Source organism: Lentzea xerophila, from assembly GCF_051094245.1.
Taxonomy (GTDB): Bacteria; Actinomycetota; Actinomycetes; order Mycobacteriales; family Pseudonocardiaceae; genus Lentzea; species Lentzea xerophila.
This window is the reverse complement of the sequence record NZ_CP194934.1, coordinates 1,869,503-1,884,316: the sequence shown is the minus strand read 5'-3', so window position 1 is coordinate 1,884,316 and position 14,814 is coordinate 1,869,503. Positions and strand designations below refer to the sequence as shown.

Below are 14,814 nucleotides of genomic sequence, written 5' to 3'. Positions count from 1 at the left end.
ACCGCACGCGGGGAGCGAACGAAAGTCCCCGCGTGCGCTGAGGAACTAGGGCCGCGGTGCTCAGACCGCGGCCAGCCGGTTCATCGTGTGCTGGATCAGTTCCACCAGCACGGCCTTCGACGACTCCCGGTCCCGCGCGTCGCACAGCACCACCGGAATCGCCTCGTCCAGGTCGAGGGCGTGCCGGACCTCGTCCACCGTGTACAGCTGCGACCCGTCGAAGCAGTTCACGGCGACGATGAACGGGATGCCCCGGTGCTCGAAGAAGTCGATCGACGGGAACGACGAGTCGAGACGCCGCGTGTCGACGAGCACCACGGCGCCGATCGCCCCGGTCGCCAGTTCGTCCCACATGAACCAGAACCTGTTCTGGCCCGGCGTGCCGAACAGGTACAGCACCACCTTGGTGTTGATGGTGATGCGGCCGAAGTCCAGGGCGACGGTGGTGGTGTCCTTGCCCTCGATGCCCGCCAGGTCGTCGACGTGCACACCTGCCTCGGTGAGCAGTTCCTCGGTCCTCAGGGGCGCGATCTCGGACACCGACGCGACCATCGTGGTCTTGCCGGTGCCGAACCCGCCCGCGATGACGATCTTGACCGCGGTCGGCACGGTCAGCTGGGAGTCAGATCCCACGAACACCATCCAGTAGAGCCTGCAGGAGATCCCTGTCGGGGATATGGGGAGAGGAGTTCTGCACGATCACGTCACCGCGCTCGAGGAGGTCCGACAGCAGGACCTTCACCACGACGAGCGGGACGTCGAGGTAGGCGGCGACCTCGGCGACCGAGAGCGGGCGTGCGCACAGGGCAATGATCTCGCGATGTTCGACCGTCAGCGACGTCTGGTCGGACGCAAACGTGGACGCCCGTACCTGCGTCACGAGGTGTAGGTCAGGCGCGTTCGGCCGGGTGCGGCCGCGCACCATCGCGTAGGGCCGCACCAGCGGCCCCGCGGCCTCGTCGTACCACCAGTCCTCGCGCGCGGTCATCAGCGCGACTCACGCGCCGAAGGGACGGTCGCCGTTTCCGCGCGGGGGGCCGAGGACAGGTAGGTTCCGACGCGCTTGACCAGCATGTTCATCTCGTACGCGATCATGCCCATGTCGGCGTCCTCCTCGCCCAGCACGGCCAGGCACGCGCCATGGCCGGCCGCCGTCACGAAGAGATAAGCATGCTCCATCTCCACGATGGTCTGCCGCACGGCGCCGCCGCCGAAGTGCCGGCCGGTGCCGCGGGCGAGCGACTGGAACGCCGACGCCATCGCGGACAGGTGCTCGGAGTCGTCGCGGGACAGCCCGGCCGAGCGGCCGAGCAGGAGGCCGTCCGCCGACAGCACGACCGCGTGCCGGGCGCCGACCACGCGCTGGATCAGGTCCTCCAGCAACCAGTTCAGCTCGCCGTGCTGGCTGGTGGTGTTGTCCTTCATGACGAGGGGGCTCCTTCTGATCTCCAGTCGTCGGTCAGCCGGGCGTCGCGGGTGCCGCGCTGGAACGCGGCGAGCCCGTCTCGGATCCGCTCGGCCGGCCGATCGCCGCTCTCGGGCTCGGCAGGGGGTGGCTCCTCCGAGGACTGCATGAGTTGCGGCGCGAGGTTCTGCCGCTTCTTCCTGCGGGGAAGGGGGGCCTTCCCGTCCTGGGCCGGAGGGGCCGCGGGGGCCGGTTCGTCCACCGGTACGTCTGTTGTGGGAACGACTGCGGGCGCGGTCGGGTTCATGCCGGGGTCTACGAGTGCCCGCAGTCCCGCGTTCAGTGCCTCCAGCCCCTCGGGCGTCACCGCGAGCGGAAAGCTCGGGTGCTCCTCGGTGTGGCCGTGGTACGTGTCGTGGAACGACCGCACGGGCATCTGGGTGGTCTCGGTGATGTCGCCCGCGGTGTTGTGCGGGGCGACGATGTTCGGCGGCAGGACGCACATGGCCACTGTGCCGCCGTGCGGCGAATCGCGCAGCTCGACCTTGATCCCCCGGCGCGCCGCGAGGCGGGCGACGACGAACAGTCCCAGCCGGGACTCGCCGCGGAACGCCATCGTCTCGAAGTCCGGCGGGTTGGAGAGCTTCGCGTTGGCCTGGAGGCGTTCCTCCTGCGTCATGCCGAGGCCGTGGTCCTCGATCTCGACCACGATGCCGTGCGGCGCGGCGCTGGAGTGGACGACCACCTCCGAGCGCGGCGACGAGAACGCCGTCGCGTTGTCGACGAGCTCGGCGAGCAGGTGGATGGTGTCGGCGACGGCGACGCCGGCCAGCGCGCGGTCGGGCACCGGGTTGACCCTGACCCGGACGTACTGCTCGGTCTCGGCGACCGCGGAGCGGATGACGTCGCTCAGCCGCACCGGCTTCCGCCACTGCCTGCCCGGCTGCTCCCCAGCGAGGATGATCAGGTTCTCCGCGTTGCGACGGGCGCGGGTCGCCAGGTGGTCGAGCTGGAAGAGCGAGTCGAGCTGCTCGGGGTGCTCCTCCTCGCGTTCCAGCTTGTCGAGGATCTTGAGCTGCCGGTGCACGAGCCCCTGGTTGCGGTGCGCGATGTCGAGGAAGACGCGGTTCACGCCCTCGCGGGCCTGCGTCTCCTTCACCGCCGCCGCGACCGCCGTGTACTGCGCGGTGTTGAACGCGTCCGCGACCTGGCCGATCTCGTCGTTGCCGTAGTCCAGCGGAGGCATGTCGCGGTGGACGTCCACCTGCTCGCCGCCGCGCAGCCGCGCCACGATGTGCGGCAGCCGTTCCTGCGCGAGCCGCAGCGTGTCCTCGCGCAGCGACGTCAGCCGCGTGATGAGAGCCCTCGACACGAGCCGGTTCGAGATGCGCAACGCCAGCACGATGCCGACGACGACCGCGATCAACGCGATCAAGCTGCCGATGAGCACCGCGGCGAACCGGCTGTCGGCCTTGGCGACGCCGAGGTCGGCGGCGTCACGCGCCTGCTGGACCGCGAGCCCGACCAGGTCGTCGTGCACCTGCCCCGCCGCCGTGCGCCACTGCGCGTCGGTGACGCCGGGGTCGCCGTTGATGATCCGGCCCTCGAGGTCGATCAACGTCCGGTACTCGGTGCTGCCGCGCAGCGCGTCGTACCGCGCCCGCGGCTGCTCCAGCGCGAACGGGATCGCCGTGTCGAGGTTCGCGTGGTAGGAGCCGATGAGCCGGGAGAACTCGACACGCTCCGCCGGGGTGAACGTGCCGTTGAGCAGCCCGCGCGAGCCGATCGTGGCGCCGCGGGACATCCAGTCGGCGGCCTGGAAGATCGCGACGGCCTGGACGCTCGCCTGGCCGGCCTCGGCGTCCGGCACGAGGCGCGCCTGCCGCGACAGCAGCGCCACCCCCGCGTCCAGCAGGCTGTTGTAGTAGTTGTAGACCGCCTGCGGGTTCGCCGAGCCCGACTCGACCTGCGAACGCTGCTGCGGCAGCTCGTTCAGCACGGCGTCGAGCGCGTTGATCCGGTCGACGACGTCCTGCGGCGCGCTGCCCGCGAGCTCGGCGAGCGCGTCCTTCATCCTGCGCACCGCTTCGTCGGTGGTCCCGTGCTGCCGCCCGAACTCCGCCGCGTCGGCACCCTCGGCGGCACTGAGCCGCACGAGGCTCAGCTGACGTTCCTCCTGCAGCCCGGCGAACGCCTCGACGGACGGGATCGTCACGTCCTTCACCCCGGCCGTGATCGACCGCATGTAGAAACCGTCGAAAAGGGTGTAAGAGGAGAAAACGGCCCACATGACCAGGAGCACCACGCTCGGAACGACCACGACGCCGGCCAGCCGCGACCGAATGGTCCGGTAGTTGGTCGGTGTGTAACCGCTCTTCTCGTTCACAGCGCTCTCACGGTCTCCTGTGTCCCACGGCTAGCGCTGCGGGTAGCCCGGCTCACTCCTTCGGCTGCAATTAGGTTACGGGTTGAGATCATCGTTACCCAATGACAGCGATCACACGCTCTACGCGGTTGGCAGGCTACCCAGTCGAGTGAGCGGAGCAACACCCGGTACGAGGGTTCTCACAAGGCAAGAACCCCCGTACGGACTAGTTCCCGTGCTCGTTCCTACGGACGCTGCACGGCGACAACGTTGTAAGTCGTCTCGGGCGTCGGCGGCGTGCTGAAACGGGCATTCGGCAGGTAGAGGCGCTTGCCGAACGCGGCGACCGTCGTGGGAACGTCGAACCGAGCGTCCGTGCGTTCCGCGGCGAGGGTCCCGCCATCACGGCTGAGCGTGTAGCGGGCGACTTTGTTCAGCCTGTTTTGCACCACGTACAACTGCCGTCCCTCACGCAACAGACCGTCACCATTGGTGAGTGTTTGACCGTTCAAATTGATCTCGGCGGTTTTGCCGCTCCGCGGATCGATCCTGAACAACTTCCCGGTGTTGCTCTGCACGACGATCAAGCCGCCGTCGAGCCCGGTGACGATGCCGTTCACGTTCGTCGCACCGGGAGTGACGACGAGGTCGCCGGTGAGCGCGAGCGTCCGGTGCGGCTTGAGGTTCAGCGGCACCTCGTAGAGCACCGCCTTGCGCGAGTCGGTGAACCACGCCGACCTCTCGGTCAGCACGACGTCGTTGACGAACGTGTCCGCCGTCGCGAACTGGAACTTCGCCAGCAACGCGCCGGTACGCGTGTCGTAGACGCGAGCGTCGCCGCCCACGCCTCCCGCGACCCACAGCCGCTTGCGCGAGTCGACCTTCAGGCCGAGCGACGGCGTGCCCGGCCCCTTGGCGAGCACCTTGCCGTCGCCGGTGCGCAGGTCCGCCGCGTAGATCGACCCGTCGGCCCGCGACCCGAAGTAGGCCTTGGTGCCGCTGATCGCGATGCCTTCGGGCTGCCACCCGTTGGGCAGGGAGAACTCGGTGGGGAACTGCCTGGAACCGTCTGCGGTGGCCGGCGCCGCGGCCGTGAGCGAAACGCCCAGGACCGCCGCGAGCAGGACACCGAATCTGCGGTACATGCCGCCTCCTTGCCAGAGGACATATCGGATTGGAGTGCGCTCCTGATCCTTCCCCTGCTGGGCGGTGAACAGGAGTTTCCTCAGCAATCCGACATCTCCACAGCTCAGCGGCTGCCGGCGAAGCCCAGCAACTGCCGGGTCACCGCGATCGGCCCGGCGACACCGGCTACAGGTCGGCCGCCGCCTCCGCGATGAGCTCCAGCGACTCCCCCGGCCCCAGGGCGATCTCCCGCAGGCCGTCGAACCGCTGCGCGCACTGCTCGGTCAGGTCCGGGTCCTCGACGTACTCGCCCCTGACGAACGTCTCCAGGTACGCCACGTCGTTGTGCTGGCGGTGCGGGAAGCCGAGCAACGTGAACGGCGAGCCCATCGCCGGATAGGCACCGGCGCCGCGCGGCACCACCTGCACGCTGACGGCCGGGTGCTCGCTGACCTCCATCAGGTGCAGCAGCTGCGCCTTCATCACCCGCGGCCCGCCCACCACCTGTCCCAGCACGGCCTCGGGGAACACCGCCCGCACCGTGAGCGGATCCTTGTCGCCCACCCTGGTGGACCACGCCTCGCGCACCATCGCGATCCGCGCGATGCGCACCGGGTCGTCGTTCTGCATCACGGCGTTCGTGTACTCGGGCAGTTGGAAGACCGCCGGGACCAGATCCGTCGTGAACGCGCGCAACACCGTCGCCTCGAACACGAGATTCGCGAAATCGGCCGCCGGATCGAAGTGCACCGCGTTGCCGAGCGCGCGCGTACGCACTTGTTCCGCGTACTGCGCCCGCAACACAACGGCCTGCCATTCCGGAGTCGGCACCTTGTAGACGTAACCGAGCGCCATGACGTCCACCGGCGCCGAGGGCTGCACCGCGTTCTCCATCATGGACAGCTTGGCGCTGCTGAAGCCCACGCGCTGGCCCGCCTCGGTGAGGCTGAGCTCGCGTTCGTCGCGCCACCCGGCCAGCTGCCGCCCGATGGCGCGTTCGAGCGTCGTGGCCCGGAAATCCTTCGGCATGACGTGAAGGATATGACCGATTCGGATTTCCGAATGGAGCCACCCCGGTGTTGACAACCGTTAAACGCCAACGGTCTTCGTTTACCGGAACACATTGCGTTAAACGGCCGTGGGTGCTTTTTACTATTGATAGCGTTTCGCGCGCGCATGGGCACGCACGAGATCATGGAACCCGAACGCGTAGTCGCCCACTTCGGTCAGCAACGACTTCTCCACCAGGTCGTCCAGCGCGTCCTCGACGTCGCACTCGGACTCCCCCGCGATCGCCGCGGCCACCGGCACGCCGAACGCGCCCGGCTCCCACGCGCAGAGCCGGTAGAGCCGCGCCTGCCGTTCCGGAAGCTCCACATAGGACCGGTCGAGCAGCTGCCCGAGACGTCCGTCGTCGCTGAGCGGTCCGACCTCGATCTCCTGGGCCTGGGGGAGGTGCAGCCTCCCGCGGCTGGTCACGAGCACGGTGCCGGACGCGGGCAGCAGCGGCGTCACCTGCTCGGCCGAGTCCGCGTTGTCCAGCAACAGGGTGAACTGCCTGCGGGTGACGAGACTGCGGAAGACCGCCTTCTCGTCGGCGGGATCGGCGTCGAGGCCGAACGCCCGCAGCACCCGGCTGAGGTCGTGCGCGCCGAGGTCGACGTACAGCTGGTCGCCGGATCCCCGTTCCCGCAACCACTTCAGCGCCAACGCGGTCTTCCCCGCCCCGCGGGCGCCGTGCAGCACCGTCACCCCGGCCCTGATGCCGGCCAGTTCGGCGTCCCTGCCCACGAAGTGCGGCGGCGGCGCGGGTGGCCGCAACCCCGGTGGTACGTCGTTTCTGCCCCTGATGACCCCTGTGGTGGCCACCGCCACTGCGTCACTCATCAACCCGTACCTCCCCGACACGTTGAAGCTACGGGCTTTCCCCGGCTTGCATCAGACGGCCATCGAGTGATCGCAGGTGAGCGCGGCACCCGTGCTGGACGTGGAGGACCTCACCTGCCGGCCGTTGATGATGATCTTGCAGGTGATCTCGCCGCGCACGCCCTCGAGCCTGATCGCGACCCGTCCCCTGCGCTTGCCCGTGCGCTCGAACGGCAGGTCGGGGTTGCGCAGGGTCCGTTCCTCCTCACCGGGAAACGTGTAGGTGAGCCGGTCGGTCGTGCCCGTTCCCTCGACCACCACGCGGATGCTGGGCGCTGCCGCGCAGCCGGTGCTTCCGGCCAGCAGCAGGCCCACGAGTAAGGCGGCGGTCCTCATGCCCCGAACAGTAGGAAGCGGGGGCGTGTCCGAGCATCAGCCTGAAGGCTCAAGCGGTATCAGCCATCAGACTGACAAGCCGAGATCCCTCAGTCGTTCCTCGACCCGCAACCGCTCGATCTCGCGGTCCATCCCTTCGGGCAGGCTGAGCAACCGGTGCTCGACACCCAGCGCGTCGCACGCCTGCACGAGCAGCGCGTCGTACGCCTGACGCGCACCGATCTTCTTGGCCGCCGAAGCACCGGGCTCGAACCGGGCCCGCAGCCGGCGCACACGACGAAGGTCGGCCGCGATTCGTTCGATCGGCCGATGGTCGGGCACCAGCCCAAGCTACCCCGCCTGCAGCGCCAGGAAGAGGTCCACGCGCGCCTCGAACTCCGCGAGGTCGGCGCCGAGCAGCTCCTCCACGCGCCCCACCCGGTACCGCAACGTGTTCACGTGGACGTGCAGTTTCGCGGCCGCCGCCGTCCAGGACCCGCTGCAGTCCAGGAACACCTTCAGCGTGCCGACGAGGTCCGAGCCGTGCTCGGCGTCGTAGTCGAGCACCGGGCCCAGCAGCCGTCGCCGCAACGACGTCCGCAACTCCTCCGGCACGCCCGCGAGCAGCAGTTGGTGCAGCGCGATCTCCTCACCCGCCACCACACACGTGCGACCGCCACGCCGTTCCCCCAACCGGCGGGCGTGCGTCGCTTCCTCCGCGGCGCCGCGGAGTCCGCGCGACGAGACCGGCGAGCTGATGCCGACGAGCACGCGGGACGAGCCGAGGCCCGGTTCCAGCACGCGCATCGCCTCGCGGACGTCGTCCGGCCGCGAGTCGCCGGCTTTCGCGACGGCGTAGACGGTCTCGCCGACGGGCGTCACCAACGCCTGGGGCAGCGTCTCCTCCAGCACCGCCGCCGCGAGGTCCGTCCGGTGATCGGACGTCACCGCGCTGATCACCCGCAGCCGGGCGCGCTCCAGTCCGGCGGCCGCGAGCCGTGACTCCAGGTCGGCCGACCCGCTCAGCACCGCCGAGACCAGCGGTGCGGCGGTGCGGTTCTCGATCTGGCGGCCCTGTGCCTCGCGGAGGCGTTCCAGCCCGACCAGGGAGGCGAGCTCGGCCGCGGCCTCCTGCTGCACCGATCCGCCCACTACGAGGATCCAGCTGGTGAGCCGGTTGCCGCCGCGGTCGGAGACGGGCACGAGCGTCACGCCCCTGACCGTCTTGGGGAGGCGGTCCGCCTGCAGGAACTCCTTCACCAGCAGAACGCGGTCCGGAAGGTCGCCGCCCGCGACGACACGGCCGGTCGTGGACAGCACCCAGCACGGCGAGTTCAGCTCGTGGCCGCCCGCCGACACCAACGCGGGCAGCCCGGAGCCCTCGGCGACGACGTTCAGCAGCCTCCGGTGCCGGCTGAGACCGGCGAGCTCCATCGAGACGCGCTCGGTGATGGTCGCGAACGAGAGGTCGATCGGCACTTCGAGCAACGGCACGTGGTGACGGACGCAGGCGTCGACCAGGTCGTCGGGCAGCGCGCGGTTCTCGGTCTCGGACGCGGCGAGGCCGGCGACGCGTGCCGAGGCGAGCGAGCGGACGAACGTCTCGGAGTCCTGCGGGCCGTGGTGCCAGAGCAGGCCGGAGAGCACGAGCTCCCCGCCGGACAGGTACCGGCTGGGATCGGGCAGCTCGGTTCCGTACACGCGCGTGACGGTGCGGTCGAGCTGGTCCTCACCGGTGTGCAGGCTCAGCCGCAGTTCCGGCATCTGCAGCAACGTCCGCAGCAGCAACATGACAGGTCACTTTCGTCCATTCGTCGCCAGAATGGATGACATTTGTAGGAAAGCACAAATTCACGGTCTGCAGGAGCCTGGTGATTCATGTGTCCTGGCCGTAGCTGAGCGGCACGGCCGGTCTGTGTACTGGCTCACAACCAGATGGGAGGGCGAGTGACGATCTCCACGCACGTGCTGGACGCGGCGCGCGGCAGGCCGTTCGCGGGCATCACCGTGTCGCTGCAGCGCCGCGACGGGACCGAGGTGGCGAACGCCGAGACGAACACCGACGGCAGGATCACCGGATGGGGTGAAGGTCTGGAGGCCGGGATCTACCGGCTGGTGTTCGACACCGCGCGGGCGGCGCCGTTCTTCCCCGAGGTCGTGCTCACCTTCGACTACTCCGATCCGGCGCAGCACTACCACGTGCCGTTGCTGCTGTCGCCGTTCGCCTACTCCACCTACCGAGGTAGCTGACGATGGACTTCCTTCGACCGGAAACGCTCGCGGAGGCGTTGGAGCTGAAGGCCTCCCGGCCGGACGCCGTGCCGATCGCCGGCGGCACCGACGTCATGGTGGAGCTGAACTTCGACCACCGCAGGCCCTCCGCCCTCCTGGACCTGACCCGGATCCCCGAGCTGCGGCAGTTCTCCGGTGGGCTGCGGCTCGGCGCGGGCGTGCCGTACGTGCGGATCATCGACGAGCTGGGAGCGGAACTGCCGGGCCTCGCGATGGCCGCGCGCACGGTCGGGTCGCCGCAGATCCGCAACCGGGGCACGGTCGGCGGCAACCTCGGCGCGGCCTCCCCCGCGGGAGACACGCACCCGGTGCTGCTGGCGTCGGACGCGGTCATCGAGGTGGCCTCCGTGCGCGGCACGCGGATGATCCCGGCCACCGAGTTCTACCTGGGCGTCAAGCGGAACGCGCTGGAGCCGGACGAACTGATCGTGGCGGTGCACCTGGCGCCTGCCAAGGGGCCACAACAGTTCTCGAAGGTCGGCACGCGCAACGCCATGGTGATCGCGGTGTGCTCGTTCGCGATCTCCCTGTTCCCCGCGGAGAACCGCGTCGGCGCGGCGGTCGGGTCCGCGGCTCCGACGCCACGCCGGGCGCCGGAGGCCGAGGAGTTCCTCGCCGCGGAACTGGACTTCACGAACCCACGGCCGTTGCTCGACTCGGTGAAACGCGAGTTCGGTGAGCTGGTCGCGCGGGCCGCGTCGCCGATCGACGACGTGCGCGGGTCGGCCGCGTACCGCAAGCACGCCTTGGCGGTCATGGCACGCAGGACGCTGGGCTGGGCCTGGCAGGAACTCTTGGACGGGGAGCGGGCATGCGCGTGAACGTGACGGTCAACGGCGAGCAGCGCCAGGCCGACGACGTGTGGGAGGGCGAGTCGCTGCTGTTCGTGCTGCGCGAGCGGCTCGGGCTGCCCGGCTCGAAGAACGCCTGTGAGCAGGGCGAGTGCGGTTCCTGCACGGTGTACCTGGACAACGTGCCGGTGTGCGCGTGCCTGGTCGCGGCCGGGCAGGCGCAGGACCGCGAGGTCCGCACGGTCGAGGGGCTCGCCGAGGGTGATCGGCTCGACCCGGTGCAGGAGGCGTTCGTCGAGGCGGGCGCGGTGCAGTGCGGGTTCTGCACGCCCGGTCTCGTCGTGGCGGCGCACGACCTGCTCGACCGCGTGCCGCAGCCGTCCGACCCGGAGATCCGCGAGGCGCTGGCCGGAAACCTGTGCCGCTGCACGGGGTACGAGAAGATCCTGGACGCCGTGCGACTGGCAGCGTCACGCCGATGATCATCCTCGACCGCTGCGCGGTGTCCACTGTGGATTCGGCCGGGACCGAGCACCTGTCCGGCCACGTCGTCGTCGACGACGGGCGGATCGTCTCGGCCGGTTCGGGACCGGCCCCCCGGCCCTCCGCGCCGCACACCTACGTCGACGCGTCGTCGTGCCTGGTCACGCCGGGGCTGATCAACACGCACCACCACCTCTACCAGTGGGCGACGCGCGGCCTCGCGACCGACGCCACGTTGTTCGAGTGGCTGACCACGCTTTACCCGGTGTGGCGGGGACTGGACGACACGGTGACGCACGCGGCGGCGTCGGCGGGGCTGGCGCGGCTGGCCCTGACGGGCTGCACGCTGGCCGCCGACCACCACTACGTCTTCCCGTCCGGCGGCGGTGACGTGTTCGACGCGCTGGTGTCGGCCGGGCGGCGGATCGGGATCCGGCTGGAGGCGATCCGCGGGTCGATGGACCGGGGCGAGTCGCAGGGCGGGCTGCCGCCGGACAACCTCGTCGAGGAGACCGAGGCCGCGCTGGTCGCGACCGAGCAGGCGATCGGCGACTACCACTCCACCGCCGACGATGCGCTGGTGCGCGTGGCCGTCGGTCCCTGCTCGCCGTTCTCGGTCTCCAGGGAGCTGATGACCGGCGCGGCCGCGTTGGCGCGACGGCACGGCGTCCGGCTGCACACCCACCTCGCCGAGACCCTCGACGAGGAGGAGCAGTGCCTGGCGGAGAACGGGTGCACGCCGACCGAGTACGCCGAGCAGCTCGGCTGGCTGGGTCCGGACGTGTGGCTCGCGCACACCGTGCACCTCAACGCCGACGCGGTGAAACGGCTCGGCGCGACCTCGACCGGTTCCGCGCACTGCCCCACGTCCAACGGGCGGCTGGGCACCGGGATCGCACCCGTGCGCGACCTGCTGGACGCCGGCGCGCCGGTCGGGCTCGGCGTCGACGGTGCCGCGTCCAACGAGGACGGCGGGCTGGTCGTCGAGCTGCGGTCGGCGCTGTACCAGGCACGGCAGCGTGGCGGACCCCGCGCCCTGGACGCCCGCAAGGCGTTGTGGATGGGCACGATGGGCGGCGCGCAGGTGCTGGGCCGGGCGGACTCGCTGGGCTCGATCGAGCCGGGCAAGGTCGCGGACCTGGCGGTGTGGGACCTGTCCGGAATGGACTACGCGGGGATCGCGGACCCGGTGGCGGCACTGGTGCTCGGCACTCCCCCGCCGGTGAAACTGCTGGTCGTGGGCGGCCGGGTCGTCGTGCGGGACGGGGTCCTGCTGACGGCGTCGACCGACGAGCTGGCGCGGGACCTCTCGGCCGCCAGCCTGAAGCTTCAGGAGGCAGCACGATGACCCTCACTCCCGCCGAGCTCACCTCCGCGGTGTCGGGTGGCATCGGGACGTCACCGCAGCGCCCGGACGGCAACCTCAAGGTGCGCGGCGAGTTCGCCTACGCGTCCGACCTGTGGCACGAGGACATGATCTGGGGCGCGACGCTGCGGTCACCGCACCCGTACGCCCGCATTACGTCGGTCGACATCACCGAGGCGTTGAAGGTGCCCGGTGTGTACGCGGTGCTGACGCATTCGGACGTACCGGGGCGGAACCTGTACGGGTTGGAGCACAAGGACCAGCCGGTGCTGGCGGTCGACGTCGTGCGCTACCAGGGCGAGCCGGTCGCGCTGGTCGGAGCCGACCACCCGGAGACCGCCCTGCGCGCCATGAAGAAGATCGTCGTGACCTACGACGTGCTGGAACCCGTGGTGGACATGGAGACCGCCGTCGGCGACACCCCGCTGCACCCCGGCGGGAACCTGGTGCGGCACGTGCCGATCCGGCGCGGCTCGCAGGACGTCACGGCCGACGTCGTGGTGACCGGGCGGTACGAGGTCGGGATGCAGGACCAGGCGTTCCTCGGACCGGAGTCCGGGCTCGCGGTGCCGGCTCCGGACGGGTCGGTCGACCTCTACATCGCGACGCAGTGGCTGCACGTCGACCGCGACCAGATCGCCGCCGCACTGGGGCTGCCGCAGGAGCAGGTGCGGCTGACGCTGTCCGGTGTCGGTGGCGCGTTCGGTGGCCGCGAGGACCTGTCGATGCAGGTGCACGCGTGCCTGCTGGCCCTGCACACCGGCAAGCCCGTGAAGATGGTCTACAACCGCGAAGAGTCGTTCTACGGGCACGTGCACCGGCACCCGGCCGTGCTGTACTACGAGCACGGCGCCGACCACACCGGCAAGCTGGTCTACGTCCGCACGCGGATGTACCTGGACGGCGGCGCCTACGCCTCGTCCACTCCCGCTGTCGTGGCCAACGCGGCGACGCTGGGCGTCGGGCCGTACGAGGTCGACAACGTCACGATCGATGCCTACGGCGTCTACACGAACAACCCGCCGTGCGGCGCGATGCGCGGATTCGGTGCCGTGCAAGCAGGTTTCGCTTACGAGTCCCAGATGGACAAGCTGGCCGAGGCGCTGGGCATGTCGCCGGTGGACGTCCGGGTGCGCAACGCGATGACCGAGGGTTCCGTGATGCCGACCGGCCAGGTGGTCGACTCGGCCGCGCCGGTCGCCCAGCTGCTGAAGCTGGTGCAGGACAAGCCACTGCCGGCGGGAACCTCGTCCGACATCCGCGAACTGCCCGGTGGCGTCTCGAACACCACCCACGGCGAGGGTGTCGTGCGGGGCGTCGGTTACGCGGTCGGCATCAAGAACATCTGCTTCTCCGAGGGCTACGACGACTACTCGACGGCACGAGTGCGTGTCTCGATGGTCAACGGGGAACTCGCCGCCGCCGTGCACACCGCCGCCTGCGAGGTCGGCCAGGGCCTGGTGACGATCATGCAGCAGATCGTGCGGACCGAGCTCGGCATCGAGCGCGTCACCGTGCTGCCGATGGACACCACGATCGGCAACGGCGGTTCGACCTCGGCCTCGCGCCAGACGTACGTGACGGGCGGTGCCGTGAAGGCCGCCTGCGCTCTGGTCAGGTCGCGTTTGGACGGTCGTACCGACATCGGCGACGAGGTGATCGACGAGACCACCGAGTGGCGGCACCGGGCGACCGAGGCCATCGACCCCGTCACCGGACAGGGCAACGCGCACGTCCAGTACGGCTTCGCCGCCCACCGCGCCGTGGTCGACGTGGACGTGGACCTCGGCCTGGTGCGCGTCGTGTCACTGGACTGCGCGCAGGACGTGGGCCGTGCGCTGAACCCGCAGGCCGTGGTCGGCCAGATCCAGGGCGGTTCCGCCCAGGGCCTCGGCCTCGCCGTGATGGAGGAGATCCAGACCTCCGGCGGCAAGGTGCGCAACCCGTCGTTCACCGACTACCTGATCCCCACCGTGCTCGACATGCCCCCGATGAGCATCGACGTGCTCGAACTCGCCGATCCCCATGCCCCGTACGGCATCCGCGGCGTCGGCGAACCGCCCACCATCTCGTCGACCCCGGCGATCGTGGCGGCGATCCGCGCGGCGACCGGCCTGGCGCTCACCCGCGTCCCGGTCCGCCCGGAACACCTCACCGGTACCTGAGTTCTTGGAGTTCTCTGCTGTGAACGCACATCTGCTCGCCACCATCGACCTGGCCACCCGCAACGTGGCCTCCGGTGGCGGCCCGTTCGGCGCGATGATCGTCCGCGAGGGCGAGGTGATCGCCACCGGCGTGAACCAGGTGACGCCGATGCTCGACCCCACCGCGCACGCCGAGGTGGTCACCATCCGCGCGGCCTGCCAGGCACTCGGTGACTTCAAGCTGACCGGCTGCACGCTGATCTCCTCGTGCGAGCCGTGCCCGCTGTGCCTGTCCGCCGCGCTCTGGGCGCGGGTCGACAGGGTCGTCTACGCCGCCGACCGCCACGACGCGGCGGCGGCCGGGTTCGACGACCGCGAGTTCTACGAGCTGTTCGGCAAGCCCCGTTCCCAATGGGACCTGCCGGTGCACCAGATCTCCACTGGCGAGAACAACGCCCCGTTCACCGCGTGGATGTCACTCGCTTCTCGCATCGACTACTAGTAGTAGTTAGTCGTTCTCCAGGGCCACAAGCCTGTCCAGCTGACCGGAGCTTGCATCGCACAAACGCGTTCCAGCGTTGGAACGCGCCCACCGGCATGGG

General features: G+C 69.9%; 16 protein-coding genes. 6 read left to right on the top strand and 10 right to left on the bottom strand.

Annotated features, from left to right (window positions below; genetic code table 11):
- Positions 1-60: 60 nt before the first annotated feature.
- The 10 genes from ACRSBM_RS09310 to ACRSBM_RS09265 all read right to left on the bottom strand — a co-directional run bounded on the left by ACRSBM_RS09310 (position 61) and on the right by ACRSBM_RS09265 (position 8,927).
- Complete coding sequence (locus tag ACRSBM_RS09310) at positions 61-642, bottom strand: GTP-binding protein (RefSeq protein ID WP_434441897.1); 582 nt, start codon at positions 640-642, stop codon at positions 61-63.
- A complete protein-coding gene (locus ACRSBM_RS09305) occupies positions 623-988 on the bottom strand; it encodes a DUF742 domain-containing protein (protein ID WP_434441895.1) in 366 nt (121 codons plus the stop codon). Before ACRSBM_RS09305 ends, ACRSBM_RS09310 begins: the two co-directional genes overlap by 20 nt.
- Positions 988-1,425, bottom strand: a complete 438-nt coding sequence (locus ACRSBM_RS09300; protein ID WP_434441892.1) for a roadblock/LC7 domain-containing protein — start codon at positions 1,423-1,425, stop codon at positions 988-990. Before ACRSBM_RS09300 ends, ACRSBM_RS09305 begins: the two co-directional genes overlap by 1 nt.
- Positions 1,422-3,791, bottom strand: a complete 2,370-nt coding sequence (locus tag ACRSBM_RS09295; protein WP_434441890.1) for a sensor histidine kinase — start codon at positions 3,789-3,791, stop codon at positions 1,422-1,424. The genes ACRSBM_RS09300 and ACRSBM_RS09295 overlap by 4 nt, the downstream gene beginning before the upstream one ends.
- Before the next feature lie 224 nt (positions 3,792-4,015).
- The gene (locus tag ACRSBM_RS09290; RefSeq protein ID WP_434441888.1) at positions 4,016-4,915 is read right to left on the bottom strand and encodes a superoxide dismutase; all 900 of its coding nucleotides are present in this window, start codon (positions 4,913-4,915) and stop codon (positions 4,016-4,018) included.
- Positions 4,916-5,081: 166 nt separating this feature from the next.
- Positions 5,082-5,924, bottom strand: coding sequence for a helix-turn-helix domain-containing protein (locus ACRSBM_RS09285; RefSeq protein WP_434441886.1), 843 nt, complete (start codon positions 5,922-5,924; stop codon positions 5,082-5,084).
- Positions 5,925-6,047: 123 nt separating this feature from the next.
- The gene (locus tag ACRSBM_RS09280; protein WP_434441884.1) at positions 6,048-6,782 is read right to left on the bottom strand and encodes a hypothetical protein; all 735 of its coding nucleotides are present in this window, start codon (positions 6,780-6,782) and stop codon (positions 6,048-6,050) included.
- Between the two features lie 51 nt (positions 6,783-6,833).
- The gene (locus ACRSBM_RS09275; protein ID WP_434441882.1) at positions 6,834-7,157 is read right to left on the bottom strand and encodes a hypothetical protein; all 324 of its coding nucleotides are present in this window, start codon (positions 7,155-7,157) and stop codon (positions 6,834-6,836) included.
- Between the two features lie 66 nt (positions 7,158-7,223).
- On the bottom strand, positions 7,224-7,478 hold the full coding sequence (locus tag ACRSBM_RS09270) for a hypothetical protein (RefSeq protein WP_434441880.1): 255 nt from the start codon (positions 7,476-7,478) through the stop codon (positions 7,224-7,226).
- Between the two features lie 9 nt (positions 7,479-7,487).
- A complete protein-coding gene (locus tag ACRSBM_RS09265; protein ID WP_434441878.1) occupies positions 7,488-8,927 on the bottom strand; it encodes a PucR family transcriptional regulator in 1,440 nt (479 codons plus the stop codon).
- A 144-nt stretch (positions 8,928-9,071) separates the two neighbouring features.
- Between ACRSBM_RS09265 and uraH the strand changes: the two genes are divergently transcribed.
- Genes uraH through ACRSBM_RS09235 form a run of 6 tightly spaced genes read left to right on the top strand, consistent with a single transcriptional unit; the run spans position 9,072 to position 14,714 of the window.
- Entirely contained in the window at positions 9,072-9,386 is a 315-nt protein-coding gene (uraH, locus tag ACRSBM_RS09260; protein ID WP_434441875.1) for a hydroxyisourate hydrolase, read from the top strand.
- A gap of 2 nt (positions 9,387-9,388) precedes the next feature.
- Complete coding sequence (locus tag ACRSBM_RS09255; protein ID WP_434441873.1) at positions 9,389-10,249, top strand: FAD binding domain-containing protein; 861 nt, start codon at positions 9,389-9,391, stop codon at positions 10,247-10,249.
- Complete coding sequence (locus tag ACRSBM_RS09250; RefSeq protein WP_434441870.1) at positions 10,240-10,701, top strand: (2Fe-2S)-binding protein; 462 nt, start codon at positions 10,240-10,242, stop codon at positions 10,699-10,701. Before ACRSBM_RS09255 ends, ACRSBM_RS09250 begins: the two co-directional genes overlap by 10 nt.
- The gene (locus tag ACRSBM_RS09245) at positions 10,698-12,050 is read left to right on the top strand and encodes an 8-oxoguanine deaminase (RefSeq protein ID WP_434441868.1); all 1,353 of its coding nucleotides are present in this window, start codon (positions 10,698-10,700) and stop codon (positions 12,048-12,050) included. Before ACRSBM_RS09250 ends, ACRSBM_RS09245 begins: the two co-directional genes overlap by 4 nt.
- Positions 12,047-14,233 carry a molybdopterin cofactor-binding domain-containing protein gene (locus ACRSBM_RS09240; RefSeq protein WP_434441865.1) on the top strand — a complete coding sequence of 729 codons (2,187 nt, stop codon included), beginning with the start codon at positions 12,047-12,049 and terminating at the stop codon, positions 14,231-14,233. Before ACRSBM_RS09245 ends, ACRSBM_RS09240 begins: the two co-directional genes overlap by 4 nt.
- A 19-nt stretch (positions 14,234-14,252) precedes the next feature.
- Complete coding sequence (locus tag ACRSBM_RS09235; protein ID WP_434441862.1) at positions 14,253-14,714, top strand: nucleoside deaminase; 462 nt, start codon at positions 14,253-14,255, stop codon at positions 14,712-14,714.
- The last annotated feature ends 100 nt before the right edge of the window (positions 14,715-14,814 follow it).